Annotated in this window: 21 protein-coding genes; 10 read left to right on the forward strand and 11 right to left on the reverse strand. The window is 70.2% G+C overall.

Annotation, left to right across the window (positions count from 1 at the left end; all coding sequences use genetic code 11):
- Nucleotides 1-263: 263 nt before the first annotated feature.
- Entirely contained in the window at nt 264-1,370 is a 1,107-nt protein-coding gene (gene manB / locus VT50_RS21650; RefSeq protein WP_075200297.1) for a mannose-1-phosphate guanylyltransferase, read from the reverse strand.
- A gap of 71 nt (nt 1,371-1,441) precedes the next feature.
- Nucleotides 1,442-2,989: a peptidoglycan recognition protein family protein gene (locus tag VT50_RS21655; RefSeq protein ID WP_046085193.1), complete on the reverse strand. Its 1,548-nt coding sequence runs from the start codon at nt 2,987-2,989 to the stop codon at nt 1,442-1,444.
- A 128-nt stretch (nt 2,990-3,117) separates the two neighbouring features.
- Between VT50_RS21655 and VT50_RS21660 the strand changes: the two genes are divergently transcribed.
- The 4 genes from VT50_RS21660 to VT50_RS21675 all read left to right on the forward strand — a co-directional run bounded on the left by VT50_RS21660 (nt 3,118) and on the right by VT50_RS21675 (nt 8,840).
- Entirely contained in the window at nt 3,118-3,870 is a 753-nt protein-coding gene (locus VT50_RS21660; RefSeq protein ID WP_046085192.1) for a TIGR03089 family protein, read from the forward strand.
- Between the two features lie 220 nt (nt 3,871-4,090).
- Complete coding sequence (locus tag VT50_RS21665; RefSeq protein WP_053048473.1) at nt 4,091-5,209, forward strand: LCP family protein; 1,119 nt, start codon at nt 4,091-4,093, stop codon at nt 5,207-5,209.
- A gap of 247 nt (nt 5,210-5,456) precedes the next feature.
- The gene (locus tag VT50_RS21670; RefSeq protein ID WP_046085190.1) at nt 5,457-7,148 is read left to right on the forward strand and encodes an LCP family protein; all 1,692 of its coding nucleotides are present in this window, start codon (nt 5,457-5,459) and stop codon (nt 7,146-7,148) included.
- A gap of 231 nt (nt 7,149-7,379) precedes the next feature.
- Nucleotides 7,380-8,840 carry an LCP family protein gene (locus VT50_RS21675; protein WP_420822210.1) on the forward strand — a complete coding sequence of 487 codons (1,461 nt, stop codon included), beginning with the start codon at nt 7,380-7,382 and terminating at the stop codon, nt 8,838-8,840.
- A gap of 121 nt (nt 8,841-8,961) precedes the next feature.
- Here the strand turns inward: VT50_RS21675 and VT50_RS21680 are convergent, their stop codons facing one another.
- Nucleotides 8,962-9,978, reverse strand: coding sequence for a glycosyltransferase family 2 protein (locus VT50_RS21680; protein WP_046085188.1), 1,017 nt, complete (start codon nt 9,976-9,978; stop codon nt 8,962-8,964).
- Nucleotides 9,979-10,198: 220 nt separating this feature from the next.
- Between VT50_RS21680 and VT50_RS21685 the strand changes: the two genes are divergently transcribed.
- Nucleotides 10,199-11,689, forward strand: coding sequence for an LCP family protein (locus tag VT50_RS21685; RefSeq protein WP_046085187.1), 1,491 nt, complete (start codon nt 10,199-10,201; stop codon nt 11,687-11,689).
- Between the two features lie 28 nt (nt 11,690-11,717).
- On the opposite strand, the gene VT50_RS21690 is transcribed toward VT50_RS21685, so the two are convergent.
- Nucleotides 11,718-12,290: an acyl-CoA thioesterase gene (locus VT50_RS21690; RefSeq protein WP_107424856.1), complete on the reverse strand. Its 573-nt coding sequence runs from the start codon at nt 12,288-12,290 to the stop codon at nt 11,718-11,720.
- Between the two features lie 107 nt (nt 12,291-12,397).
- On the opposite strand from VT50_RS21690, the gene VT50_RS21695 reads away from it, so the two are divergent.
- The gene (locus tag VT50_RS21695) at nt 12,398-13,711 is read left to right on the forward strand and encodes an LCP family protein (protein ID WP_075200296.1); all 1,314 of its coding nucleotides are present in this window, start codon (nt 12,398-12,400) and stop codon (nt 13,709-13,711) included.
- A gap of 67 nt (nt 13,712-13,778) precedes the next feature.
- On the opposite strand, the gene VT50_RS21700 is transcribed toward VT50_RS21695, so the two are convergent.
- A complete protein-coding gene (locus VT50_RS21700) occupies nt 13,779-14,954 on the reverse strand; it encodes an acyl-CoA dehydrogenase family protein (RefSeq protein ID WP_046085184.1) in 1,176 nt (391 codons plus the stop codon).
- A gap of 165 nt (nt 14,955-15,119) precedes the next feature.
- Here VT50_RS21700 and VT50_RS21705 point away from each other — a divergent pair, with 165 nt between their 5' ends.
- The gene (locus VT50_RS21705; RefSeq protein WP_046085183.1) at nt 15,120-16,460 is read left to right on the forward strand and encodes a UDP-glucose dehydrogenase family protein; all 1,341 of its coding nucleotides are present in this window, start codon (nt 15,120-15,122) and stop codon (nt 16,458-16,460) included.
- Nucleotides 16,461-16,557: 97 nt separating this feature from the next.
- The gene (locus VT50_RS39345; protein WP_158083221.1) at nt 16,558-16,716 is read left to right on the forward strand and encodes a hypothetical protein; all 159 of its coding nucleotides are present in this window, start codon (nt 16,558-16,560) and stop codon (nt 16,714-16,716) included.
- 40 nt (nt 16,717-16,756) lie between these two features.
- Here VT50_RS39345 and VT50_RS21710 read toward each other — a convergent pair whose 3' ends face one another.
- The 3 genes from VT50_RS21710 to VT50_RS21720 all read right to left on the reverse strand — a co-directional run bounded on the left by VT50_RS21710 (nt 16,757) and on the right by VT50_RS21720 (nt 19,745).
- Nucleotides 16,757-17,950 (reverse strand): dipeptidase, encoded by a 1,194-nt coding sequence (locus VT50_RS21710; protein WP_046085182.1) that lies wholly within the window; start codon nt 17,948-17,950, stop codon nt 16,757-16,759.
- A gap of 140 nt (nt 17,951-18,090) precedes the next feature.
- Nucleotides 18,091-18,609, reverse strand: coding sequence for a 5-(carboxyamino)imidazole ribonucleotide mutase (gene purE / locus VT50_RS21715; protein ID WP_046085181.1), 519 nt, complete (start codon nt 18,607-18,609; stop codon nt 18,091-18,093).
- On the reverse strand, nt 18,606-19,745 hold the full coding sequence (locus VT50_RS21720) for a 5-(carboxyamino)imidazole ribonucleotide synthase (protein WP_075200295.1): 1,140 nt from the start codon (nt 19,743-19,745) through the stop codon (nt 18,606-18,608). The genes purE and VT50_RS21720 overlap by 4 nt, the downstream gene beginning before the upstream one ends.
- 160 nt (nt 19,746-19,905) lie before the next feature.
- Between VT50_RS21720 and VT50_RS21725 the strand changes: the two genes are divergently transcribed.
- A complete protein-coding gene (locus VT50_RS21725) occupies nt 19,906-20,433 on the forward strand; it encodes a GtrA family protein (protein ID WP_046085179.1) in 528 nt (175 codons plus the stop codon).
- A gap of 24 nt (nt 20,434-20,457) precedes the next feature.
- Here the strand turns inward: VT50_RS21725 and VT50_RS21730 are convergent, their stop codons facing one another.
- Together VT50_RS21730 and VT50_RS21735 are read right to left on the reverse strand one after the other, a co-directional pair.
- Nucleotides 20,458-21,711, reverse strand: a complete 1,254-nt coding sequence (locus tag VT50_RS21730) for an ATP-binding protein (RefSeq protein ID WP_046085178.1) — start codon at nt 21,709-21,711, stop codon at nt 20,458-20,460.
- Nucleotides 21,712-21,733: 22 nt separating this feature from the next.
- On the reverse strand, nt 21,734-22,414 hold the full coding sequence (locus VT50_RS21735; protein ID WP_020870789.1) for a response regulator transcription factor: 681 nt from the start codon (nt 22,412-22,414) through the stop codon (nt 21,734-21,736).
- Nucleotides 22,415-22,737: 323 nt separating this feature from the next.
- Between VT50_RS21735 and VT50_RS21740 the strand changes: the two genes are divergently transcribed.
- Entirely contained in the window at nt 22,738-24,264 is a 1,527-nt protein-coding gene (locus VT50_RS21740; RefSeq protein WP_046085177.1) for a peptide MFS transporter, read from the forward strand.
- 105 nt (nt 24,265-24,369) lie between these two features.
- Here the strand turns inward: VT50_RS21740 and VT50_RS21745 are convergent, their stop codons facing one another.
- On the reverse strand, nt 24,370-25,674 hold the full coding sequence (locus VT50_RS21745) for a hypothetical protein (RefSeq protein ID WP_046085176.1): 1,305 nt from the start codon (nt 25,672-25,674) through the stop codon (nt 24,370-24,372).
- Nucleotide 25,675: the final 1 nt, after the last annotated feature.

Here is a 25,675-nt window from a genome sequence, read left to right on the forward strand (position 1 = left end):
CCCCGCCGGGGCTCCGCCCCGGACCCCGCTCCTCAGACGCCGGAGGGGCTGATATGTGGGGCTCGGCCCCTCGGACCCGCTTCTCACGCGCCGGAGGGGCTGAACATGGGGCTCGGCCCCTCGGACCTGCTCCTCAAACGCCGGAGGGGCTGAGTTGCGCAGGAAAGGGCTCTGTCGCTCGGACCCCGGCTCTTCAGGCGCCGGAGGGGCTGGAATGTGGGGGCGAGGGCCTGCGGATGCGGTGGGGGCGGGGGGCGTCGGGGTTACTGGTCGGAGGAGAAGCGGAGGGCGCCCGGGGGGATGTCGGCTCCGCACCATACTCGGACGCCGTCCCGTAGCTCGTTGTCCGGGCCAACCAGGGCGCCGTCGCCGACCACCGCGCCCTGGAGGACCGTACGGGCGCCGATTCGGGCGCCCGCGCCGACGAGGGAGTCGCGGACCTGGGCGCCCTCCTCCACGACCGCGCCCTCCAGCACCGTGCTGCCCTCGATGCGCGCGCCCGCGCCCACCCGGGCCTGGGGACCGATGACCGTGCCGCCGGTCAGTTTGGCGTCGACCGCGACCGAGGCGCTGTCCAGGACGAGGCGGTCGCCGCAGCGGCCCGGGACGGCCGGGGAGGGGGCACGGCCCAGCACCAGGTCCGCGGAGCCCCGGACGAACGCCTCGGGGGTGCCCAGGTCGAGCCAGTAGGTGGAGTCCACCATGCCCTGCAGATGCGCGCCCTCCGCGAGCAGACCGGGGAAGGTCTCGCGTTCCACGGAGACGGGGCGGTCGGCGGGGATGCTGTCGATGACCGAGCGGTTGAAGACGTACGCGCCCGCGTTGATCTGGTCGGTGACGATCTCCTCGGGGGTCTGCGGCTTCTCCAGGAAGGCGGTGACCCTGCCCCGTTCGTCCGTCGGCACCAGCCCGTACGCGCGCGGGTCGGGGACCCGGGTGAGGTGCAGGGAGACATCGGCGCCCGTCGTGCGGTGGTTGTCGACGAGGGCGCGGATATCGAGGCCGGTGAGGATGTCCCCGTTGAAGATGAGCACCGGGTCGTCGGGGCCCGAGCGCAGCCGGGAGGCGACGTTGCGGATGGCGCCGCCGGTGCCGAGGGGTTCCTCCTCCGTGACGTACTCCAGGTGCAGGCCGAGCGAGGAGCCGTCACCGAAGTACGGCTCGAAGACCTCCGCCAGATAGGACGTGGCGAGCACGATGTGCTCGACCCCGGCGGCGCGGGCGCGGGCGAGTTGGTGGGTAAGAAACGGAACACCGGCCGCCGGGACCATCGGCTTGGGGGTGTGCACCGTCATCGGGCGCAACCGGGTTCCCTTGCCGCCGACCAGGAGGATCGCCTCTGGCGATGGCGTTGCTGGCGCGTTGGTCACGTACGTCTCTGCTTCCTGCTGGGGCTCGCCGGTCGGCGGCCAGTGTATGCAGATCCGCGGACCGCGCCTGATCAGCGCCCCTGGAGGCGGGCGGCTGTCTTCCGTACCGAACCGAGCTTCCCGTAGAGGAGCTTGCCGGGGCACTCGGTGGCGAAGCCGTCGCTGTGACCCGCGATCACATGGAGCTTTACGCTGGCGCCCTTCTTGTACTTGTTGCCGCCACCCGACGCCAGCTGCGTCGTACCCCGCGGATTCCGCTTGAAGAGGCCCAGTTTCCACGCGGTGAGCTCGGCGATGGCCCTCACGGCCTTGGCCGGGGGCTTCTTGGAGGTGAAGGTGCCCAGGACGGCGATGCCCATGCTGTCAGCGTTGAAGCCCAGCGTGTGCGCCCCGCGTACGGCTTTGGTCACCCCGCCGGAGCGGCCTTCGTAGATTTTTCCGCACTTGTCGATGGTGAAGTTGTAGCCGTAGTCGCGCCATCCCAGGCTCTTCACGTGGTAGCGGTAGATACTGCGCAGAACGGAGGGCACCTGTGCGCAGCTGTAGTTGTTGCCCGTCACGGTGTGGTGGATGAAAGCGACCTTCACGGTCTTGCTGTAGGCGTGGCCCGTTTCACGGATCTTCTCGTCGGCGCCCCAGCCCGCGCGCGTGACGATGCTGGGCCGCGGCGCGCTATTGCGGGCGGCGGCGCCCACCTTGCCCGCGTCGGTGCCGGTGCCGGTGCCGGTATCGGTGCCGGGCGCGCTGGGTTGCGGGGTGGTGGTTACGGATACGGGGGGTCTGGGCGTCGACTTCGCGGGCTTTCCCGACTTCCCCGGCTTCCCCGGCTTCGCGGGCTTCCCCGGCGAACCCGCCCCCGTCGGCACCGGCTGCCCCGGAAGCGCGCGGAGCGCGGCCCGGTCCGGCCCCGGCGGCACCGGGGGCTCACCCGGCTCGATCAGCTCCAGCCGCAGCCCGGACGGCAGGGCCGCCGCATGCGCGCCCGCATCCCCCGCTCGCGCATCCCCCGTCCCCACACCCTCCGCCCCCGCTTCCGCGTCCGCCCCCGTACCCGCCCGCTCCGGCCGCGCCCGCGCCTGGACGGCGTCCGAGGCGCCGACCCACAGCGGTGCGGTCCCGCCGTGCGCCCGTGCGCCGCGGAGTTCGGGCGAATCCGGGTCGGGGGCCTCGTCCCCGTACGGCAGCAGCTCGCGCCACGGCGACCACGCGCCGCCGACCGCGCGGGTGCGCACCTGCACCCGGCCCCGGAGCTCCGCCGAGGGGCGGTCCCAGACGACGCCGACGAGCGAGAACGGCCGCACGCCCGACGCGGTGACGCCCCGCTCGAACGTGGCCTCCCCGCGCCCGGCGGCCACGCCCCGACCCAGTCCCCCGCCCACGGACGGGTGCGACGGGCGCAGCGGCAGCGACCGCGTGGAGCCGACGGCTACGGTCCGCTCGACCCGAGCGTGAGCCTGGCCCTGGACCTGGCCCTGGGCCTGGGCCTGGACCTGGGCCCCGCCCTGGGCCTGAGCGTGGCCCCAGGCGCGGGCATGGGCGGGGTCGGGGTACAGGGCGAGGGGAAGGGCGAGGGCGGCGGTGCACGCGACGCCGATCGAGGATGCCATGTATGCACGCATGATTGAAATCGTCTACATAAGGTGACAAACCTGTCCATTCGGAAGAGCGCACACGTCGCGGACGGTCCGGTGAGCCGGACCCCACCGACCCCATCCGCACCGCATTTTCGGCGCGTAGGCTTGCGCGGGTGAACGCCACCGACCGCACCCCCGCCGACCTGCTGGGATCCGCGCTCGACGCGGATCCCTCCCGCCCGCTCGTGACCTTCTACGACGACGCCACGGGCGAACGCGTCGAACTCTCCGTGGCCACCTTCGCCAATTGGGTGGCGAAGACCGCCAATCTCCTCCAGGACGATCTCGCCGCCGCGCCCGGCGACAGATGCGCACTGCTGCTCCCCGCCCACTGGCAGACCGCCGTATGGCTGGTGGCCTGCTCCTCGGTCGGGGTCCTCGTGGACATCGGGGGCGACCCGGCCTCCGCCGATCTCGTCGTCAGCGGCCCGGACAGCCTCAAGGAGGCGCGGGAGTGCTCCGGGGAGCGGGTGGCGCTGTCGCTCCAGCCGCTGGGCGGCCGCTTCCCCCAGCTGCCCGAGGGGTTCGCGGACTACGCCGTGGAGGTGCCCAGCCAGGGCGACCGCTTCGCCCCGTACGCCCCCGTCGACCCTGATACGCCCGCGCTGGCCGTCGGCGGTGTGGAGCTGACGAGCGCCGAGGTGGTGGAGCGGGCGGGCGCCGACGCCGCCGGGAGGGGCCTCGGGCCCGGTTCGCGGATCCTGTCGGGGCTGTCCTACGGCACCTGGGAAGGGCTGTCGTACGGGCTGTACGCGCCGCTGGTCAGTGGCGGTTCGGTGGTGCTCTGCCGCCATCTGGACCGGCTGGACGAGAAGGAACTGGCCGGGCGCAAGGAGAGCGAGCGCGTCACCGCCACCACCCCCTGAGGCCATCCCCACAGTCGCACCCACACCCTGAGGCCACCCCCACAGCCACACCCGCACCCCGGGCCCACAGCGAGCCCACCGGCCGCGCCGCCCACCCCGCGCGATGATCTACGGATACGTACAACCATGTGCGGGCTTCGCATGTCTGTTCCGTTAATCGGTATCCCGGCATGCGATGCCGCTCCGCCCCCGGGCGGAATACGGGTGGGAGGACGCGGACGTGACGACCGACAGCTCTGAGCCCGCGCCGAGACGCGGGCGCCGCTGGCCGCGCGTCCTCGCCCTGGCCATGGCCTCGCTGGTGCTGTCGGTCGCCGGTGCGGGGTGGTGGCTCTACGAACGTCTCGACGGCAACATCCACACCGATACCCGGACCGCGAACGAGCTGAGGAAGTACGAGGCCGAGCGGCCGGTGTCGGTGGTGCGGGACGCGCAGAACATCCTGCTGCTCGGCTCCGACGACCGGGGCGGCGAGGGCAACGGCAAATACGGCAGGGACAGCGGCACCCAGCGCTCGGACACCACGATCCTGCTGCATCTACAAGCGGGCGGGAAAGGCGCGACCGCCGTTTCCATCCCGCGCGATCTGATGGTGGACATCCCGGCCTGCGACGGGCCGGACGGAGAACGCGTCCAGGCCCGGTTCGCCCAGTTCAACTGGGCGTTCGAGGCCGGTGGCGCGGCCTGCTCGATCCGCACCGTCGAGAAGCTGACCGGGATCCGCGTCGACCACCACATGATCGTGGACTTCAGCGGTTTCAAGCGGCTGGTGAACGCGGTGGGCGGGGTGGAGATGTGCCTGAAGGAGCCCGTGGACGACGCCGACGCGCATCTGAAGCTGCCCGCGGGCCGCCAAGTCCTCCACGGCGAGCAGGCCCTGGGCTATGTGCGCGCCAGATACAGCATCGGCGACGGGAGCGACACGGAGCGTATCGGGAGGCAACAGGAGTTCATGGGCTCGCTTGTGAAGAAAGTGCAGAGCAATGGTGTGCTGCTGAATCCGGCGAAGCTGTATCCGGTACTCAGCGCCGCGACGTCCTCGCTGACCACCGATCCGGGTCTGGATTCGCTCAAGGATCTGTACGCGCTGGCGCGCGGAGTGCGGGACATCCCCCGGGACGAGATCCGCTTCCTGACGATTCCGCGGCAGCCCTACGCGTACGACAAGAACCGCGATGAGCTCGTCCAACCCGATGCCGACCGGCTGTTCCGGCGGTTGCGGCTGGATCGGCCGGTGCCGGTGTCCCATGCCGTCCCGGCTTCGGCGGGCGGCCGGCCGAAGGCCGCCGACCTCGGCGGGTTCCAGGGGACGACGGCGGCCCACGGCGTCTGCCAGTAACACGCGGCATCTGCGAGTAAAAGGACCATAAGGGCGGCCCACGATTCGTGAAGGATCAGATAAGGATTGGGCAGATTGCCCAGTTGTAGGGAAGTGGAATTTGTCACCAGCGTCGCTTGACGCTGATCTGTACGGATAGTGTGAGCGATCCGGTGCGCTCTACAAGGTGGCCGCGCACTGCGTAAAGATGGATGGAGCGCCTTGAGGGGGAGGCGCCGCGTGGCACCGACGGAGGACACAGGCGACCGTGGACGCGCAAGGCCCTGGCGGGGCGGGTGACTTGGACCCAGCCGATCAGTGGGTGTTCGACCCGAATACGGGCAACTATGAGCTGCGGCTGAATCCCGCCGAGACATCGGTGGACGACACCACGGAGCTGCGACGGGTCTCCAGATCAGCGGGGGATGACGGCGCCCCGGGCTCCGAGCCCGGGGGGCGCCGCCGTGCGGCCAAACGGGAGGCGGAGAAGGAGAAGGCGGATGGCCCGGTCAGCCGTCGCAAGCCGAAGCCGAAGAAGTCGAAGACGAAGAAGGCGCTCTACTGGGGCAGCGGCACCCTGGCCTTCCTGCTGGTGGGCGGTTCGGCCGCGGCGTACTTCGTCTATCAGCACCTGAACAACAACATCACCAAGTACGACGTCGGCGAGAACAACGACGCGGTCTCCGACGGCCCGATGAACCTCCTGCTGATCGGCACCGACCGCCGGGACGGCAAGGGGAACGAGGGCTATGGTGACGCGGGTAGCGTCGGCCACGCCGACACCACCCTGCTGTTCCACGTCTCCGCGGACCGGTCGAACGCCACGGTGCTGAGCTTCCCGCGGGACATGATCACCGACATCCCGGACTGCACCGTGAAGAAGGACGGCCAGCGGAAGAAGATCCCGGGCGAGAACGAGGTGCGGTTCAACACCAGCCTGGGGCAGGAGGGGCGCGACCCGGGCTGCACCTGGCAGACGGTGGAGAAGATCACCGGCCTGAACATCAACCACTTCATGATGGCCGACTTCAACGCGGTCAAGAGCATGTCCACGGCTGTCGGCGGGGTGGACATCTGCCTCGGCAAGGACATCAACGACCCCAAGTCGCACCTGAACCTGAAGAAGGGGCGGCACACGGTCGAGGGCGAGCAGGCCCTGGCGTTCGTCCGGACCCGTCATGCCGTCGGCTTCGGCGGGGACCTGGACCGGATCAAGCTCCAGCAGCAGTTCCTGAGCTCGCTGATGCGCAAGATGAAGGCCAGCGGGACGCTCTCCAGCCCGGGCAAGATGTGGGACCTGGCCCAGACCGCCACCAAGGCGCTCGCTGTGGACACCGGGATCGGCACCGTCTCCAAGCTGGCCGAGCTGGGGAAGAACCTGAGCAAGGTCGATCTCAAGAACGTCACCTTCGCGACCGTTCCGGTCGTCGACAACACCGACGGTGCGACCGTGCTGCTGAACAAGACCAGCGCCGAGCCGCTGTTCTCCATGGTCCGGCAGGACGTCTCGCTGACCGAGGTCAAGAAGAAGGAGAAGGCGGCCAAGGACAAGCAGGCGGCGCGGCTCAAGGGGCCGAAGGCCGATCCCGCCGATGTCCGGGTCAAGGTGCTCAACGGCAGCGGGCAGTTCGGCGCCGCCCAGGAGACCGTCGACTGGATGCAGAACACCGAGGGGATGTCCCGGACCAGCAACGGCGGAAACGCTCCGTCAGAGCTGAAGAAGACCACGCTGGAGTACGCTCCCAACCAGGCCGACCAGGCGCGTCGGCTGGCCGACAGCATGGGGTTGCCCGCCTCCGCCATGAAGGAAGGCACGAAGGACGCCGAGCCGATGGCGGAGATGACCCTGACGCTGGGCGCGGACTTCAAGGGCGCCGGAACGCCGATCTCCGCCCCCTCGAAGGCGCCGAAGGACATTCAGAGGGTCGAGGCCAACGACAAGGACGTCTGCGCCAAGTGACCGTCGCCGGCCAGCGGATCCACCCTCGTCCATCGGGCCGGACGACCGAGAGAACCGGGGGAGGGCCCGATGCGGCAGAGCAGTGTGCGGGGGGAGAGGGGGCGGCGGGCCACCGTTCCCGAACCACGTGAGCGCGGTGAGGACGACAGCCCGCCGAAACGGGAGGGCCCCGCGTCGCACGGCGCGGGGCGCCGATCCGGCCGTCAGGGGAAGCGGAAGCGGAGCCGCGGGGTGCGGATCCTGCGCTGGACCGCCCTGACACTGGCCGTGTTGGTGCTCGGCGCGGCCGGCGCCGGATACTTCTACTACCAACACCTGAACGGCAACCTGAAGAAGGAGGAACTGGACCTCGGCGACAGCAAGATCGGCAAGCCCGAGCCCAACGCCGACGGACAGACACCCCTCAACATCCTGCTCATCGGCTCCGACGGCCGTAACACCGCGGAGAACGTCAAGCTGGGCGGCGCCAAGCAGGACGCGGAGCGCAAGCCGCTGGGCGATGTGCAGATGCTGGTGCACGTCTCGGCCGACCGCAGCAACATGTCGGTCGTCAGCATCCCGCGCGACACCAGGGTGACCATCCCCCGGTGCACCGATCCGCACGACGGCACGGTGTACCCGAAGACCGAGGGGGCCATCAACCAGTCGCTCCAGCACGGCGGTCCGGGCTGTACGGTCGCCACCTGGAAGGAGCTCACCGGCGTCTACATCGATCACTTCATGATGATCGACTTCTCCGGGGTGGTCTCCATGGCGGACGCCATCGGCGGCGTCCCGGTGTGCGTGGACAACAACATCTACTCCCATGACAGCAGGGGCCATGGCTCCGGCCTGAAGCTCACCAAGGGAACCCACAACGTCAAGGGCGTCCAGGCCCTCCAGTGGCTGCGCACCCGCTACGGCTTCGAGGACAACACCGACATCGGCCGGGCCAAGGCCCAGCACATGTACATGACGTCGATGATCCGCCAGCTGAAGTCGGGCACCAAGCTCAGCGACCCGGGCAAGCTGATGGACCTCGCGGAGGCCGCCACCGACGCGCTGACCGTCGACCACGGCCTCGGCACCGTCAAGAAGCTGTACGACCTGGGCAATGACCTCAAGCGGGTGCCGACCAAGCGCACCACCATGATCACCATGCCCTGGGAGTACGGCGGCGGCGGGGGCTACGTACTGCCCAAGCCGGGCGAGGCCGAGCAGACCTTCTCGCTGCTGCGCAACGACATCAGCCTGGACGGCAAGGACAAGAAGAAGCCCGACGCCACCCCGGCGCCCACCGTGCCCAAGGAACAGCTCCCGGTGGTGGTGCAGAACGGCACCGCGAGCACCGTCCTGGGGCCGGTCTCCGGCCGGGCCGGGGTGATCACCTCCGAGCTGGCGCGCCTTGGCTACGCCAAGGCCACCGCGAACACGGCGCTGATCTCGCAGGCCGACACCACCGTCCTCTACCCGGACGAGCCCCGGCAGGGCGACGCCCTGGCCGTGGCCAAGGCGCTGAAGCTGCCGAAGTCCGCGGTGAAGTCGTCGACGTCGGTGCGGGAGATCACCCTGGTGGTCGGCAACGACTGGCGCGAGGGCACCGCCTATCCGAAGGCGGCGGCGGACGACGGCGGCAAGGCGCCCAAGAGCGCGGACGCGCTCAACGGCGAGGAGAAGGGCTGTATGAAGGTCAACCCGGGCTACACCTTCTGACGCCCGGTACGACATGCTGACGCCCGGCACGACATGCGAAGGGGCCGGACCCAATGCGGGTCCGGCCCCCTCGGCGTACGTGGCGCAGGCGCTCCTTCGGCGTACGCGGGTACGGGCGCGGCTACGGCGCCATGACCGCCGGGCGGCGGCTGGCGATGACCTTCTTGGCGAGCGCCCGCGGGCTGGTCAGAAAGCCCCAGCCCCACGACATGTGCATGGTCGCCAGCGCCACCGGGATCCGCAGCCGGGCCGCCACCGGAAGCCCCTTGCCCGCGGGGAGCGAGCCCGCGACGATCCCGGCCAGATAGCCGCCGGGGATCACGAACGCCCACGGGGTGACGGCCGCGCCCAGCACGATGCCCGCCGCGATGGCGACGACGGCGGTCGGCGGGGCGAGATAGCGCAGATTGATCGAGCCCTGGTGGAAGCGGGCCACGACATGGCGCCAGCGGCCGTAGTCCTTGTACTGCCTGGCCAGGGTCCGCACGCTCGGCCGCGGCCGGTAGGAGACCTTCAGCTCGGGCGAGAACCAGATCAGCCCGCCCGCCTCACGGATCCGGAAGTTCAGCTCCCAGTCCTGGGCGCGGATGAACTCCTCGTTGTACCCGCCCTGCTGCTCCAGCGCCTCGCGCCGGAAGACGCCCAGATAGACGGTCTCGGCGGGGGCCGCCTCACCACCGGTGTGGAAGGCCGCGTTGCCCACCCCGATCTTGGAGGTCATGGCGGCGGCGACGGCCCTCTCCCAGTCGTTCTCGCCCTCGGCGTGCATGAGCCCGCCCACGTTCTGCGCGCCGGTCTCCTCCAGGAGCCGTACGGCGGTCGCGATGTAGTCGGGCGAGAGCATGCCGTGGCCGTCGACCCGGACCACCACCGGATGGCGGGACGCCTTGATCGCCGCGTTCAGGGCGGCGGGGGTGCGGCCCGTGGGGTTGGGGACCGTATGCACCCGGGGGTCCTCCGCCACCAGTTCGGCGGCGATCTCGTCGGTGCGGTCGGTGGACGGGCCGAGCGCGATCACCACCTCCATCTCGCCGTCGTACTCCTGCTCCAGGATGTGCCGCACGGCATTGCGCAGATGGCGTTCCTCATTGAGCACCGGCATGATCACGGAGACGGCCGGGAGCTGATGCGGGGGCATGGCACCTCGGGGTTCGGGGGCCGGGCCCCAGAAGACTGCGGGCGGGGCCCCATAGGACTGCGGTTTACGGGCCACGTTACCGCGAATGGGGGACACCGGAACGCGCCGCCCGGGTGGCAGCCCCCCGTACGGGCGGCGTGGGGCCGTCAAAGCGATCGTCGTATGGGCCTACGGTGAGGCGGTTCCGCCCAGCCCGCCGAAGTTCACGGAGGTCCCCGGAGTGAATGCACCGGCCCGATCGCCGCGCCCGTCGCGCCCCCGCGCCCGCCGCCCCCGCTGGGGGCTCCGGCTGGCCACGGGCGGCGCCTGTCTGGTGCTGGCGGTCAGCGGCATCGGGCATCTGCTGGTCAGGGAGCTCGACTCCGGGATCCACCGGGTGGATGCCTTCTCCGGCCTGGACAACCGGCCGGAGAACACCGGCGGGGGCGTCAACTTCCTCGTGGTCGGCACGGACGGGCGGGAGAAGATCACGCCCCGGGAGAAGGCGCTGTACCGGCTGGGCGGAGCCCCCTGCCGCTGCACCGACACGATCATGCTGATGCATCTGTCGGCCGACCACCGCCGGGTCAGCGCGGTCAGCCTGCCCCGCGACTCGTACGCCAGGATCCCCGCGTACACCGACGCCACCGGCAAGCGCCATCCGAGCCATCCGCGGAAGCTCAACGCCGCGTACGCCGAGGGCGGGCCGAGCCTGACCGTGCGCACCGTGGAGCATCTGACCGGCGTCCACATCGACCACTACCTCGAGGTGGACTTCACCAGCTTCATGAAGACGGTCGACGTACTCGGCGGGGTGAAGATCTGCACCGCGCGGCCGCTCAAGGACGATCACACCGGTCTTGACCTGGCGGCCGGCACCCATGTCCTGAACGGCGGCCAGGCGCTGCAGTACGTACGCTCCCGGCATGTGGACGGCACCTCCGACCTGGGCCGGATCCAGCGGCAGCAGCGCTTCCTGGCCGCCGTGGTCCACCAGACCACGGCCGGGGGCATCCTGCTCAACCCGGTGCGGTTCAACCGAGTGGCCGGGGCCCTGCTGGGCTCGGTCCGCGCCGACCACGGCTTCCGCGCGGAGGACATGGTCGCCCTGGGGCGGGCGATGAGCGGGGTCACCCCGGGGTCCTCGGAGTTCGCCTCGGTGCCGGTGGTGCTGCCCGGTGTGCCGGTGAAGGGGGCCGGATCCACGCTGCGCTGGAACCAGGCCAAGGCCCAGCGGCTCTTCACCACCCTCCGCGAGGACCGGCCGCTCGTCGCCCACCACCCGAAGCGGGTCCGGGCCACCCCGGTGGACGTGGACCCGGCCCGGGTCCGGGTGCATGTGCTCAACGGCACCACGACGAGCGGGCTGGCCCGCCGCGCGGACCGCGCGCTGCACGCCACCGGCTTCGCCACCACCGGCTCCCCCGCCGACGCCGCGACGCCCGACGTCCCGCACACGGTGATCGCCTACGACCCCGTCTGGGACCGCTCGGTGCGCTCGCTGGCGGCCGCGCTGCCCGGGGCCCGGCTGAAGCCGGTGGTCGGGCAGGGGGCGGTGATGCAGGTCACGATCGGCGCGGACTACAAGGGCGTACGGCCGGTCCGGGCCGAGGCGCCGAAGACCGACACCACCGGGTTCGGGGCCGTCACCGGCGACGAGGTCGTCTGCCCGGACGGCGGGGCCACCGTTCCCGCTGCCCCGGAAACCAGCGCCGCCGCCCGCGCCCTCTGACACCGGGGGCAACGGCCGACGCCGGGAGTCACGCCCGGTCGGCGCCCTCGGTGGCATCGTCGGCGCGCCCGGCGGTGCGCTGGGCACGGAGCTCCTTGATCGCGCGGCGGCGGGCCAGCCGGTGGGTCCGGCGGATCTCGGCCTCCTGGTAGCGCCGCTTGTCCCGCTCGGTCTCCGGGATGACCGGGGGCACGGACCGGGGCTTGCCGTCGGCGTCGACGGCGGCGAAGACCAGATAGGCGCTGCCGACCTGGGTGGCGGGCGTGGACTCGTTCCACCGCTCGGCCAGCACCCGTACCCCGATCTCCATGGAGGACCGGCCGGTCCAGTTGACCTGGGCCTTCACATGGACGAGGTCGCCGACCCTGACCGGTTCGAGAAAGGCCATCTCGTCCATCGACGCGGTGACCGCGGGCCCCTCGGAGTGGCGTCCGGCGACCGCTCCGGCGGCGTCGTCCACCAGCTTCATGATCACGCCGCCGTGGACGGTGCCGAGGAGATTGGTGTCGCTGCCGGTCATGATGTGCGACAGCGTGGTGCGAGAGGCGGAGGTGGGCTTACCCGGAAGCTCCGGTTCCGCACCCTGGGCCGGTTTGGTCATGTCGCCCACCTTATGCGGACCGGATTCTTATCAGGTCTGCAACAGCCGTGCCGCGATCCAGCACCCGCCCTGTAAGGGGACCCACCCGACCAGGCACACTGCCTTGCATGAGCGAATGGCCCCAGGGATCGACCGGCGACGGCAGCGGCCGGTATGGACGTGGTAGCGGCAGCGCCGAACCGGAGGGGGCGCGTGCCATGCCACAGGTGAGGCGCACGGCGCCCGGTGGGGGCGGTCCGTACGGCGAGCCGCCGCTGCCGCCCGGCCTCTCGCCCCGTCGCGGCACCGTTCCGCCGCAGCAGGCGTCCCAGGGCTATGACGACTACGACGACGGTTACAACACCGGTCAGGTCTACGGCGACGGCGGACCGGGCAATGGCGGCCCGCACGGCCCGGGTGGCCCCGGCGGTCCCGGCCCGCGCCCGGTGAGGCCGAAGAACTGGAAGCGGCGGATAACCATCGGCCTGGTCACCCTGATCGTCCTGCTGCTCGCCGTCGGCATCGGCACCTACTTCTGGGCCGACTCCAAGCTCCGCCGCGAGGTCGACCTCAGCAAGGTCGAGGACCGGCCGGGCGGCGGCAAGGGCACCAACTACCTGATCGTCGGTTCCGACAGCCGCGAGGGCATGTCCGACGAGGACAAGAAGAAGCTGCACACCGGCTCGGCCGACGGCCGCCGCACCGACTCCATGATCCTTCTCCATGTCGGTGAGAACGGCAACACCATGGTCAGCCTCCCCCGTGACTCCTGGGTCACCATCCCGTCCTTCACCGGCTCGGAGACCGGCAACCGGATCCCGGCGGGCCAGAACAAGCTGAACGCGTCGTACTCCTCCGAGGGGCCCGGACTGCTCGTCCGCACGATCGAGTACAACACCGGCCTGAAGATCGACCACTACGCGGAGATCGGCTTCGACGGCTTCGCCAACCTCGTGGACGGCGTCGGCGGTGTCGAGATCGACATCCCGCAGGACATGAAGGACAAGAAGTCCGGCAATGACCTGAAGAAGGGCAAGCAGACGCTGAACGGCCAGCAGGCGCTCGCCTTCGTCCGGCAGCGCTACGGCCTCGCGGGCGGCGACCTGGACCGCACCAAGAACCAGCAGAAGTTCCTGTCCGCGCTGGCCAACAAGGCGGCCTCGGCGGGTACGGTCATGAACCCGTTCAAGCTCTACCCGACGATGGGCGCGGGCCTGGACAACCTGGTGGTCGACAAGGACATGAGCCTGTGGGACGTGAAGGACATGTTCTTCGCGATGAAGAGCGTCTCCGGCGGCGACGGCAAGCAGATGAACATGCCGATCTCCAACCCCGGCCTGGCCACCTCCAAGGGCAGCGCGGTGCAGTGGGACATGGCCAAGGTCAAGCAGCTGATGGGCGAGCTGAAGAACGACGACAAGGTCACCGTCTCCAGCAACTGAGCCGGACCTCATGAAAGAGCGGTGCCGGGCCCGATCGGGCCCGGCACCGCTCTTTCGCTCCGGGGTCTTACGGAAGGTTGCGCGCCATCACGATGCGCTGCACCTGGTTGGTGCCCTCGTAGATCTGCGTGATCTTGGCGTCCCGCATCATCCGCTCGAGTGGGTAGTCACGGGTGTAGCCGTAGCCGCCGAGCAGCTGGACGGCGTCCGTGGTGATCTCCATCGCGGCGTCGGAGGCGTAGCACTTGGCCGCGGCGCCGAAGAACGTCAGGTCCTCCTTGCCGCCCCCGAGGGACACCCGCTCGGACCGCGCCGCCGCCGCGTAGGTGAGCTGCCGGGCGGCCTCCAGCTTCATCGCCATGTCGGCGAGCATGAACTGGACGCCCTGGAAGTCGCCGATCGGCTTGCCGAACTGCTTGCGCTCCTGGACGTACCCCTTGGCGTAGTCGAGCGCGCCCTGGGCGATGCCGAGGGCCTGGGCGGCGATGGTGATCCGGGTGTGGTCGAGGGTCTTCATGGCGGTGGCGAAGCCGGTGCCCTCGGCGCCGATCATCCGGTCGGCGGGGACGCGGACGTTGTCGAGGTAGACCTCGCGGGTCGGCGAGCCCTTGATGCCGAGCTTCTTCTCCGGGGCGCCGAAGGAGACGCCCGGGTCGGACTTCTCGACGACGAAGGCGGAGATCCCCTTGGAGCGCTTCTCGGGGTCGGTGACGGCCATCACGGTGTAGTACTCGGAGACCCCGGCGTTGGTGATCCAGCGCTTGACGCCGTTGAGCACGTAGGAGTCGCCGTCGCGGACCGCCTTGGTCTTCATCCCGGCCGCGTCCGAGCCCGCGTCCGGCTCGGAGAGACAGTACGAGAACATCGCGTGGCCCTTGGCGAGCGGGGCCAGGTACCTCTTCTTCAGCTCCTCGGAGCCGGAGAGGATGACCGGCAGCGAGCCCAGTTTGTTGACCGCGGGGATCAGGGAGGAGGAGGCGCAGACCCGGGCGACCTCCTCGATGACGATCACGGTGGCCAGCGCGTCCGCGCCCGAGCCACCGTAGGCCTCGGGGATGTGCACCGCGTGGAGGTCGTTCGCGACCAGGGCGTCCAGCGCCTCCTGGGGGAAGCGGACCGCCTCGTCGACCTCGGCGGCGTAAGGGGCTATCTTCGCCTCGGCGAGAGAGCGGACGGCGTCCCTGAGCATGTCGTGCTCTTCGGACGGCCGGTACAGGTCGAAGTCATTCACCGAGGACGCCAAGCCTCTCACTCCCCATAGAGCGCTAACTACCGTTAAGTAACTGAATTCTAGGGGCGGGGCCCCGCTAGGTATACGTGAGCTACCTGACAGAGTCGGCTGAGCCCGTAGCGTGGTCCAGACTATGCTCAGGCACCGCATCTGCGATCGACCGTTCTGGAGCACTGCATGGCCCTCAAGATCACTGTGATCGGCACCGGCTACCTCGGCGCCACCCACGCAGCGGCCATGGCGGAGCTCGGCTTCGAGGTGCTGGGCCTCGATGTCGTGCCCGAGAAGATCGCGATGCTCACCGAGGGCCGGGTGCCGATGTACGAGCCCGGGCTGGAGGAGCTGCTGCGGCGCCACACCGCGGGGATCGAGGGGGCCAGCGGGCGGCTGCGCTTCACCACCTCCTACGAGGAGGCCGGGGAGTTCGGCGACATCCACTTCATCTGTGTGAACACCCCGCAGAAGCACGGCGAGTACGCCTGTGACATGAGCCATGTGAACTCCGCGGTGGAGTCGCTGGCCCCGCATCTGCGCCGCCCCGCGCTGGTCGTGGGCAAGTCCACGGTGCCGGTCGGCAGCGCCGATCTGCTCGCCGCCCGGCTGGCCGAGCTGGCGCCGGTGGGAGCGGACGCGGAGCTGGCCTGGAACCCGGAGTTCCTGCGCGAGGGGTTCGCCGTCCAGGACACCCTCCACCCGGACCGGATCGTGGTCGGCGTCGCGGGCGACCGGGCCGAGAAGCTGCTCCGCGAGGTCTACCAGACGCCGATCGGCGAGGGCTCGCCGTTCGTGGTGACCGACTTCCCGACCGCCGAGCTGGTCAAGGTCGCGGCCAACTCCTTCCTGGCCACCAAGATCTCCTTCATCAACGCGATGGCCGAGGTGTGCGAGGCCGCGGGCGGCGACGTGGTCAAGCTGGCCGAGGCCATCGGCTACGACGAACGCATCGGCAAGAAGTTCCTGCGGGCCGGGATCGGTTTCGGCGGCGGCTGTCTGCCGAAGGACATCCGGGCCTTCATGGCGCGCGCCGGTGAACTGGGCTCCGACCAGGCCCTGACCTTCCTCCGCGAGGTCGACTCGATCAACATGCGGCGCCGCGGCCATATGGTCGAACTGGCCCGCGAGGCGGTCGGCGGCGCCTTCCTGGGCAAGCGGGTCGCGGTGCTCGGCGCGACCTTCAAGCCGGACTCCGACGATGTGCGGGACTCCCCCGCGCTCAATGTGGCCGGTCAGATACAGCTCCAGGGCGCCCAGGTGACCGTCTTCGACCCCAAGGGCATGGAGAACGCCCGGGCCCTCTTCCCGACCCTCGCCTACGCCCCGAGCGCGGCCGCGGCGGCGGAGGGCGCCCATGCGGTGCTGCACCTCACCGAGTGGCGCGAGTTCCGCGAGCTGGACCCGGCGCTCCTCGGCACGGTCGTCGCCGAGCGCCGCATCCTCGACGGGCGCAACGCACTGGACCCCGACGTCTGGCGCGACGCCGGGTGGACCTACCGGGCGCTCGGGCGCCCCATGGCGTGAGACCGCCGTAGGGCCCCCTGTTCGACGGGTCCTGTGTGACGCTCCCTGTTTGACGGGCCCCGTTCGGTCAACCCGGGGCGGGGCCCGAGGAGGAGCCATGGCCACCGCCAAGCTGGAACTTGTCGCGATCGACTGCCCCGACCCCACCGCGCTCGCCCGCAGACCGCTTCGACTGTCTCGTCCGCAAGGCAACGGGGAAGAGGCGAATTACATGAACGATGCATCAAGGCATCGCAAAGGCACCCTGGGCCGCTAAAGGGGCTGTTGGGGCGTCAGATGGCGGCGGTGCCGTTCGGTTACCCGGCGGCGTCCAGTTGGTCGATCGTCGCGATGGACGGGCCGCGTGTGGCGCGTGCCGTACGGGCCGCGTCCTCTGCGCCGCGCAGCGTACGGACCGCGTTCTGCCAGGTGAGCTTGGCCAGGTCGGCCGGTGACCAGCGGCGGTCGAGGAGCTCGGCCACCAGGTTCGGATAGCCCGCGACATCGCCCAGGCCCTCGGGGGTGAAGGCGGTGCCGTCGAAGTCGCCGCCGATGCCGATGTGGTCGATGCCCGCCACCTCGCGCATGTGGTCGAGGTGGTCGGCGACGGTCGACACGGTGGCCGGGGGGCACGGGTTGGCCTCTGCGAAGGCGCGCTGCACCTTCATCGCGGCGGGCGTCGTCTCCAGCGGATGCAGCCCGTGGGCGCGCATGTTCTCGTCCGCCTCCCGGGTCCAGGCGGCCGCCTCGGGCAGCACGAACTTCGGCACGAAGGTGGCCATCGCCACGCCCCCGTTGGCGGACAGCGACTCCAGCACGTCGTCGGGGATGTTGCGCGGATGGTCACAGACGGCGCGCGCGGAGGAGTGCGAGAAGACCACGGGCGCCTCGGACACCCGGAGCGCGTCCCGCATGGTGTCGGCCGAGACATGGGAGAGGTCCACGAGCATGCCCAGGCGGTTCATCTCGCGCACCACCTCCTCGCCGAAGCGGGTGAGGCCGTGTGCCTTCGGCTCGTCGGTCGCCGAGTCGGCCCAGGGGACGTTGTCGTTGTGGGTGAGCGTCATATAGCGCACACCGAGGTCGTAGAGGGCACGCAGGGTGGCCAGGGAGCAGTTGATGCTGTGGCCGCCCTCGGCGCCCATGAGGGAGGCGATCCGGCCCTCGGCCCGGGCCGCCTCCATGTCGTCGGCGGTGAAGGCCGGGCGCAGGTCGGTCGCGTACCGGTCGGTGAACCGGCGGACGGCGTCGATCTGTTCGAGCGTGGCGCTGACCGCGGTGTCGCCCTGGAAGTCCGAGCGGACGAACACCGACCAGAACTGGGCGCCTACGCCGCCCGCTCGGAGGCGGGGGAGGTCGGTGTGGGTGTAGGCGGTGAGGTCGGCGGCCATGTCGCGCTGGTCGAGGTCGTAGCGGACCTGCTCGCGCAGGGCCCAGGGGAAGTCGTTGTGGCCGTCCACGATGGGGTGGGTGGCCAGCAGGTCGTGGGCTTGCGCGAGGTGTTCGGTCATCCTCGTAGTCTCGCTTGGGGTGCGGCCGAAGTCACGCGTGTGTTGTGGGCGGGTGTGGGGTGGGGGGGCGCCTGCGGCGGGCTATGCCCCACCCCGCCCCTTCCCGAAACTGGGGGCTCCGCCCCCAGACCCCCCGCTCCTCAAACGCCGGAGGGGCTGGAATGGTTCACCTTCGCGCGCAGCCGCTTGCCCTTCTCCGTGGCCTGGGCGTTGAGCTCGTTCTGGAACTCGCGCATCCGGGAGCGGAGTTCGGCGTCGTGGGCGGCCAGGATGCGGGCGGCGAGCAGGCCCGCGTTGCGGGCTCCGGCCACGGAGACGGTGGCCACCGGGACCCCCGCGGGCATCTGGACGATCGACAGCAGGGAGTCCATGCCGTCGAGGTACTTCAGCGGTACGGGCACCCCGATGACCGGCAGCGGGGTGACGGACGCGAGCATGCCCGGGAGGTGGGCGGCGCCGCCCGCGCCCGCGATGATCGCCTTGAGGCCGCGGTCCGCCGCGTTCTCGCCGTAGGCGACCATCTCGCGCGGCATGCGGTGGGCCGAGACGACATCCACCTCGTACGGCACCTCGAACTCGTCGAGGGCCTTCGCCGCTCCTTCCATGACGGGCCAGTCGGAGTCGGAGCCCATGACGATGCCGATCGCAGGAGCGCTCATTCGGTGATGGTCCCTCGGAGGTAGTCGGCGGCGTGGCGACCGCGCTCGCGGACGTCGGCCAGGTCGTCGCCGTAGGTGTTGACGTGGCCGACCTTGCGGCCGGGCTTCACGTCCTTGCCGTACATATGGATCTTGAGCCCCGGGTCGCGCGCCATGCAGTGCAGATACGCCCCGTACATGTCGGGGTAGTCACCGCCGAGCACATTGGTCATCACCGTCCACCGCGCGCGGGGGCGCGGGTCGCCCAGCGGGAGGTCGAGCACGGCGCGTACGTGGTTGGCGAACTGGGAGGTGACGGCGCCGTCCTGGGTCCAGTGGCCCGAGTTGTGGGGGCGCATCGCCAGCTCGTTGACCAGCAGCCGGCCGTCGCGGGTCTCGAAAAGCTCGACCGCGAGATGGCCGACCACCCCGAGCTCGGCGGCGATCTTCAGCGCCATCTCCTGCGCCCGGCCCGACAGCTCCTCCGAGAGGCCGGGGGCGGGGGCGATCACGGTGTCACAGACCCCGTTCACCTGGATCGACTCCACGACGGGGTAGGCGACGGCCTGGCCGTGCGGGGACCGTACGACATTGGCGGCGAGCTCGCGGGCGAAGTCGACCATCTCCTCGGCGAGGACGGGCACGCCCGCGCGGAACGGCTCGGCCGCCTCCGCCACGCCGCGGACGACCCAGACGCCCTTGCCGTCGTAGCCGCCGCGCACCGTCTTGAGGACGACCGGGAATCCATCGCCCTCCGCCGCGAAGCGCGCGACGTCCTCGGGGTCGGCCACGATGCGGTGGCGGGGGCACGGCACACCGGCCGCACGCAGCCGCTCGCGCATCACGCCCTTGTCCTGGGCGTGCAGCAGCGCCTCGACTCCGGGGCGGATGACCACGCCGTCCGCCTCCAGGGCGCGCAGATGCTCGGCCGGGACATGCTCGTGGTCGAAGGTGACCACGGCACAGCCCTGTGCGAAAGCACGAAGGGTGTCCAGGTCTCGGTAGTCGCCGATGACGACATCGCTGACCACCTGGGCCGCCGAGTCCTGGGGGGTGTCACTGAGCAGCTTGAACCTGATACCGAGGGGGATGCCCGCCTCATGGGTCATACGGGCGAGCTGGCCGCCGCCGACCATGCCGACTACCGGGAATGTCACCCTCCCAGAGTAACTTCCCCCCTTGACCCGCCCTGACCTGCGTTGGAGGAACCTCCAGACAATCCGCCCGGCCCAGCCTCGCGGCCTGTGGGGCGCGGGGCACCACCGCTGGTTAGCATGGGGGGATTGATGACGCCGACGACGGGGCTGAACGATCACCATGAGCGAACGGAGCACACTCGGTGGGCTGCGTGCCCGGATGGGGCAACTGACCCGCGAGATCGCGAAGTTCGGGGTGGTCGGCGGGGCCGGCGTCTTCGTCAATCTCGCGGTGTTCAACCTGGTGCGCGGGGTCACCGAACTGCCCGTGGTGCGGGCCAGCATCGTGGCCACCGTGGTCGCCACCGGCTTCAACTACCTGGGGTATCGGTACTTCACCTACCGGGACCGCGACAAGCAGGGCCGCACCAAGGAGCTCAGCCTCTTTCTGCTGTTCAGCGCCATCGGCCTGATCATCGAGAACGGTGTGCTCTACACCGCCACCTATGGCTTCGGGTGGGACAGCTCACTCCAGAGCAATATGTTCAAGTTCCTCGGCATCGGCCTGGGCACCCTCTTCCGCTTCTGGTCGTACCGGACCTGGGTGTTCCGGACGCTGCCCGCGCGGGAGGCCGTCGAGTGCGCGGAGGCCTTCCTGTCCGAGGCGCCACCCGCCCAGGCCACCCGGAAACAGACGGTCCGGAAGTAGCGGTGCTCTCCTCGCCCGGCCCGTTCAGGACGAGGCCGAGGATTCCTCGGCCTCCCGGCTGAGGAAGAGCGCGAACACCGGCGGATGCTGCTGGAGCAGCTCCAGCCGCCCGCCGTCCGCCTCCGCCAGGTCCCGCGCCACGGCGAGCCCGAGCCCCGTCGAGTTGCGTCCGCTCACCGTCCGCTCGAAGACCCGCGCCCCCAGGTCCGGCGACACCCCCGGCCCCTCGTCGGAGACCTCCACCACGGCCTGGTTGCCGGTGACGCGCGTACGCAGCGCGACCGTGCCGTCACCGTGCATCAGCGAGTTCTCGATCAGCGTGGCCAGCACCTGCGCGACCGCGCCCGGGGTGCCCACCGCGCGCAGCCCCTTCTTGCCCGAGCGCACGATGGCGCGGCCCTCGCTGCGCGAGGCCGGGCGCCACTCCTCGATCTGCTGCTTGACGACCTCGTCCAGGTCGAAGGCGACCGCGGAGCCGCTGCGCGGATCGCGCGAATTGGTCAGCAGTCGCTGGACGACATCGGTGAGCCGCTCCACCTGGCCCAGCGCGATCGTCGCCTCCTCCTTGACCGTCTCCGGGTCGTCGGTGAGCGTGATCTCCTCCAGCCGCATCGACAGCGCGGTCAGCGGCGTACGGAGCTGGTGGGAGGCGTCGGCGGCCAGCCGCCGCTCGGCGGTGAGCATCCGGGCGATGCGCTCGGCGCTCCCGTCCAGGACATCGGCCACCCGGTCCAGCTCCGGCACCCCGTAGCGCCGGTGGCGCGGCCGGGGATCCCCGGAGCCCAGCCGCTCGGCGGTCTCCGCGAGATCGGTGAGCGGGGCGGAGAGCCGGTGCGCCTGGCGTACCGCGAGGGCCACCGCGGCGAGCACGGCGAGCAGCGCCACCGCCAGGATGATCAGCATGGTGCGGCCGATCTCGCGGCTCACCGTGGAGCGGGACGCCTCGACCCGGACGACCTCGCCCTGCTCCCCCGCCTCCTCGGCGGAGATGACACTGCCCTTGGGCCGCTTGCCGATCTCCACCGTACGGTGGTCGGGCATCCTGATCACGGCGTAGCGGCCGGACTCGATCTGCTCGCGCAGCACCCTGGGGGTGACCCCCTCGCCGCCCAGCAGTCTGCTGTCGACGATGCTGACCAGGCGCACGGCGTCGGAGCTCACGCTCTCCTGGGCGCTGTTCTCGATGGTCCGCGTCTCGACGATGACCAGCGAAAGACCGAAGACCGCGATGACGACGAGCACCACGGCCAGGGTGGAGTTGATCAAGCGACGGCGCATTGCCCTACCGTGTCAGCTCTGGTCAGCTTTTCTCGAATCTGAAGCCGACGCCGCGGACGGTGGCGATATAGCGGGGATTTGCCGCATCGTCACCGAGCTTCTTGCGCAGCCAGGAGATGTGCATGTCGAGGGTCTTGGTGGAGGACCACCAGGTGGTGTCCCACACCTCGCGCATCAGCTGATCCCGGGTGACCACCCGCCCGGCGTCCCGTACCAGGACCCGCAGCAGATCGAACTCCTTGGCGGTCAGCTGCAGCTCCTCGTCGCCCATCCAGGCACGGTGTGACTCGACGTCGATCCGCACCCCATGGGTGGCCGGCTGCTGTTGCTGCGTCTCGACGGCACCGCGCCGCAGCAGCGCCCGGACCCGGGCGAGCAGCTCGGCCAGCCGGAACGGCTTGGTCACATAGTCATCGGCACCGGCGTCCAGGCCGACCACCGTGTCCACCTCGTCCGCGCGGGCCGTGAGCACCAGCACCGGAAAGCCATGGCCCTCCGTACGGAGCCGACGACAGACCTCGAGCCCGTCCATCCCGGGCAGGCCGAGGTCGAGGACGATCAGATCGACGCCTCCCTGCAGACCGGCGTCGAGCGCGGTGGGTCCGTCCTCACGCACCTCGACCTCGTACCCCTCGCGGCGCAGGGCGCGGGCGAGCGGCTCCGAGATGGATGCGTCATCCTCGGCGAGCAGTACTCGGGTCATGGGGGTGATGGTAGTCCGCTGAGGTCGGAGCACGGGGCGCGTACGGCGCGACGGACGGAGCACGGAACGTCGCACACCCCGCCCGTGAGGTATCTCTCACCGTCTCCAAGAGTGTCGAGGACGTGTCGTATGGTGAAACAACGTCTGCAGCACTCCTCCGGGACCTTTGGTGGCGACGAGCACCCAAAGGTCTCTGTCATGTCCGGAGCGGGACGAGGTTGGCACGACCGGCCCGGCCCATATCCGGCGCTCAGTCGCTCAGCCATCTCCCCACAGGGCGCTGGCCGCCCGGCAGCGCTCCCTGAGCCCACAAGGAAACAACCATGGCGTCCAGCCTGACGAAGGGCGCCACCGCGCAGGGGACCCCTGCCGGCGGCAAGACCTTCTTCGGCCACCCCCGCGGCCTGGCCACTCTCTTCATGATCGAGATGTGGGAGCGGTTCAGCTTCTACGGCATGCGGGCCCTGCTCGTGGTCTATCTGATCTCCGGTGGCCCCGACGCCAAGGACGGCGGACAGGGCGGCGGACTCGGGATGACCGAGGGCAACGCGGTGGCCATCTACTCGGTGTACCTGGCCCTGGTCTATCTGCTGGCGATGCCCGGCGGCTGGTTCGGCGACCGGGTCTGGGGCCCGCGCAAGACGGTGGTGATCGCGTCCGGCGTCGTCATGGCCGGCCATCTGGCGCTCTCCGTCCCCGGTCAGGCGACCTTCTTCGTCGGTCTCGGCCTGGTGGCGCTCGGCTCCGGCCTGATCAAGGCCAATATCTCGACGATGGTGGGCCAGCTCTACGACGGTCCGCAGGACCCGCGCCGGGACGGCGGCTTCACCATCTTCTACATCGGCATCAACCTCGGTGCCTTCGCCGCTCCGCTGGTGATCGGCACGGTCGGCCAGTCGTACAACTGGCACCTCGGCTTCGCGCTCGCCGCACTCGGCATGGCGCTGGGGCTGGTCCAGTTCCTGATCGGCACCCGCCACCTGAGCGCGGAGAGCAGTGTCATCCCCACCCCGCTGGCGGCCGAGGAGCGCCGCTCCTGGCTGCGCAAGGCGATGATCTGGCTGATCGTGGCCGCGGTCTTCTACACCGGCGTGGTGCTCAGCGACAGCTGGACCCTCAACTGGGTGCTGGTCCCGATCACCATCCTGGGCCTGATCATCCCGACCGGGGTACTGATCCGGATCAAGCGCGACCGGGAGCTCTCGGCGGTCGAGCAGACCAAGGTGAGCGGCTACATCTGGTTCTTCGTGGCCGCCGCCGTGTTCTGGATGATCTACGACCAGGGCGGTTCGACGATGTCGGCGTTCGCCGACTCCAAGACCGCGGACACGATCTTCGGGCTGCACTTCCCGTCCTCGTGGTTCCAGTCCGTCAACCCACTGCTGATCATGGCGCTGGCGCCGGTCTTCGCCTGGCTGTGGCTGTGGCTGGCGCGGCGTGACCGGGAGCCGAACACCACGCTGAAGTTCGCGATGGCCCTGGTCCTGGTCGGCGCCTCGTTCTTCGTCTTCGTCGTGCCGATGGGGATGGCCGAGGACGGGACCAAGGTCAGCCCGCTGTGGCTGGTGTCGATCTACATGGTCCAGACGATGGGTGAGCTGTGCCTGTCACCGGTCGGCCTGTCGGTGACCACCAAGATGGCACCGGCGAAGTACGCCAGCCAGATGATGGGCGTGTGGTTCCTGGCCGTGACCGCGGGCGACTGCGTCACGGGCCTGCTGTCCATCGCCGGGGTCGACCTGAGCGGGGTCGGGGTGATCGGGCTGGAGGCGACAATGGCGGCGCTCGCGGGTTTCGCGGTCTTCATGTACCGGAAGAAGGTCGTGGCGTTGATGGCCGACGTCCACTGACGTCCTTAAGGACGTCACTGACATCCTTAAGAGGGTCACGAGGGGCCCGGCGCGGAGGAGTTCCGCGCCGGGCCCCTCGCCGTTCCGTACGGGGCTCTTACGGGTTCAGCGGGTGGTGCCGCGCAGCTTGCGCCACGGGGTGAGGGTGAAGATCGCGCCGCCGAGCAGCACGGTGGTACCGGCGATCAGGGCGAGCGCCTTCAGCCCGCCGTGGTCACTGGCACCGGTGTCGGCGAGCCCGCCACTGGTGGCCGTACCGCCGCCGCTGTCCGAACCGCCGCCGGAGGTGGCGCCCGCGGAGCCGCTGCCGCCCGTCGCGTCGCCGCCGGTGGTGCCGCCGGGCTGGCCGGTGGTGTCCAGCTCCAGCGAGACACCGGGGTCCTTGGACGGGGTGCAGGTGGTGGTCGTACCGAGCGCCTTGACCGTCAGCACGCCGGGGGTGAGCGTCGACGTGCCGCTCGCGCCCGGCTTGTAGGTGCCGGTGAGGTCGGGGATCTCGATCGGATCGCCGGACTTGATGGGCTCCTTGTTGGTCGGCCCCGCCACGGCCACGGTGCCCTTGTCCGCGCCGCCGACCTTGACGGCCATCGACGGCTTGACCGAATCGGCGGGAATGTCGGCCGGGCTGTCCATCACGGACTTGCCGAACTTCACGGTCAGCTCGAAGTTCCCGCCGCTCTTGGTGGCGTTGACGCGCACCGGGGAGGTCGCGTTCTTGTCGCCGATGGGGGTCTTGCAGGCGTAGGCGACCTGGACCTCCTTACCGGTGTACGCATCGCCACCGCCGCCACCGCCACCGGTGGTGCCGCCGGTGGTCCCGCTCGTGGTGCCACTCGTCGTCCCGCTCGTGGTGCCGCCCGTACCGCCGTCGCCGTCCGTCACCTTGATGGTCGCGGCGGCCTTGACGTCCTCCTTGGCCGAGCACTTGGTGTCCGTGGGCAGCGGCTTGCTGACGTTGATGTTGTAGCCGCCGGGCGTCAGCGTCACCTCTCCCGCCTTGGTGAGCTTCAGCTTCCCCTTCATGTCGGAGAGCTTCATCTCACCGCCCTTGGGGATCGCCGGGTTCTCCCGCGGCCCCTCCACGGCCAGTTCGCCGGTCTGCGCGCCGCCCACCGTGACGGTGCCGGTCGGCAGCACGGTGTCGGCCTCCAGATCGAGGATGGGCGGGTTCTTGGAGGCGGCCTGGACCGTCTTCCACACCACCTCGACCTCGTCCCCGACCTTCGCCGTCTCCGGTGCCGTCACGGCCACGGTCGTGGTGCCCTCCACCGGGGGCAGACCGGAGATGGGGGGCGGTAAGCACTCGGTCTTGTACGAGACCTCGGCGCCCGCCGCGCTGCCCGCGCCGAGCAGCACGCCCGCACCGCCGAGCAGCAGCGCGACGGCCGCCGCACTCACTCTTGGTCGCATC

This window comes from Streptomyces antioxidans (genome assembly GCF_000968685.2).
Taxonomy (GTDB): domain Bacteria; phylum Actinomycetota; class Actinomycetes; order Streptomycetales; family Streptomycetaceae; genus Streptomyces; species Streptomyces antioxidans.

Excerpts from the sequence above, each read along its gene's own strand:
- VT50_RS21705 (WP_046085183.1), top strand. The coding sequence starts at position 15,120 with ATGGCCCTCAAGATCACTGTGATCGGCACCGGCTACCTCGGCGCCACC.
- VT50_RS21740 (WP_046085177.1), top strand. The coding sequence starts at position 22,738 with ATGGCGTCCAGCCTGACGAAGGGCGCCACCGCGCAGGGGACCCCTGCC.
- purE (WP_046085181.1), bottom strand. The coding sequence starts at position 18,609 with ATGAGCGCTCCTGCGATCGGCATCGTCATGGGCTCCGACTCCGACTGG.
- VT50_RS39345 (WP_158083221.1), top strand. The coding sequence starts at position 16,558 with ATGGCCACCGCCAAGCTGGAACTTGTCGCGATCGACTGCCCCGACCCC.
- VT50_RS21745 (WP_046085176.1), bottom strand. The coding sequence starts at position 25,674 with ATGCGACCAAGAGTGAGTGCGGCGGCCGTCGCGCTGCTGCTCGGCGGT.
- VT50_RS21695 (WP_075200296.1), top strand. The coding sequence starts at position 12,398 with ATGAGCGAATGGCCCCAGGGATCGACCGGCGACGGCAGCGGCCGGTAT.
- VT50_RS21725 (WP_046085179.1), top strand. The coding sequence starts at position 19,906 with ATGAGCGAACGGAGCACACTCGGTGGGCTGCGTGCCCGGATGGGGCAA.
- VT50_RS21710 (WP_046085182.1), bottom strand. The coding sequence starts at position 17,950 with ATGACCGAACACCTCGCGCAAGCCCACGACCTGCTGGCCACCCACCCC.
- VT50_RS21680 (WP_046085188.1), bottom strand. The coding sequence starts at position 9,978 with ATGCCCCCGCATCAGCTCCCGGCCGTCTCCGTGATCATGCCGGTGCTC.
- VT50_RS21735 (WP_020870789.1), bottom strand. The coding sequence starts at position 22,414 with ATGACCCGAGTACTGCTCGCCGAGGATGACGCATCCATCTCGGAGCCG.
- VT50_RS21655 (WP_046085193.1), bottom strand. The coding sequence starts at position 2,989 with ATGCGTGCATACATGGCATCCTCGATCGGCGTCGCGTGCACCGCCGCC.
- VT50_RS21690 (WP_107424856.1), bottom strand. The coding sequence starts at position 12,290 with ATGACCAAACCGGCCCAGGGTGCGGAACCGGAGCTTCCGGGTAAGCCC.
- VT50_RS21730 (WP_046085178.1), bottom strand. The coding sequence starts at position 21,711 with ATGCGCCGTCGCTTGATCAACTCCACCCTGGCCGTGGTGCTCGTCGTC.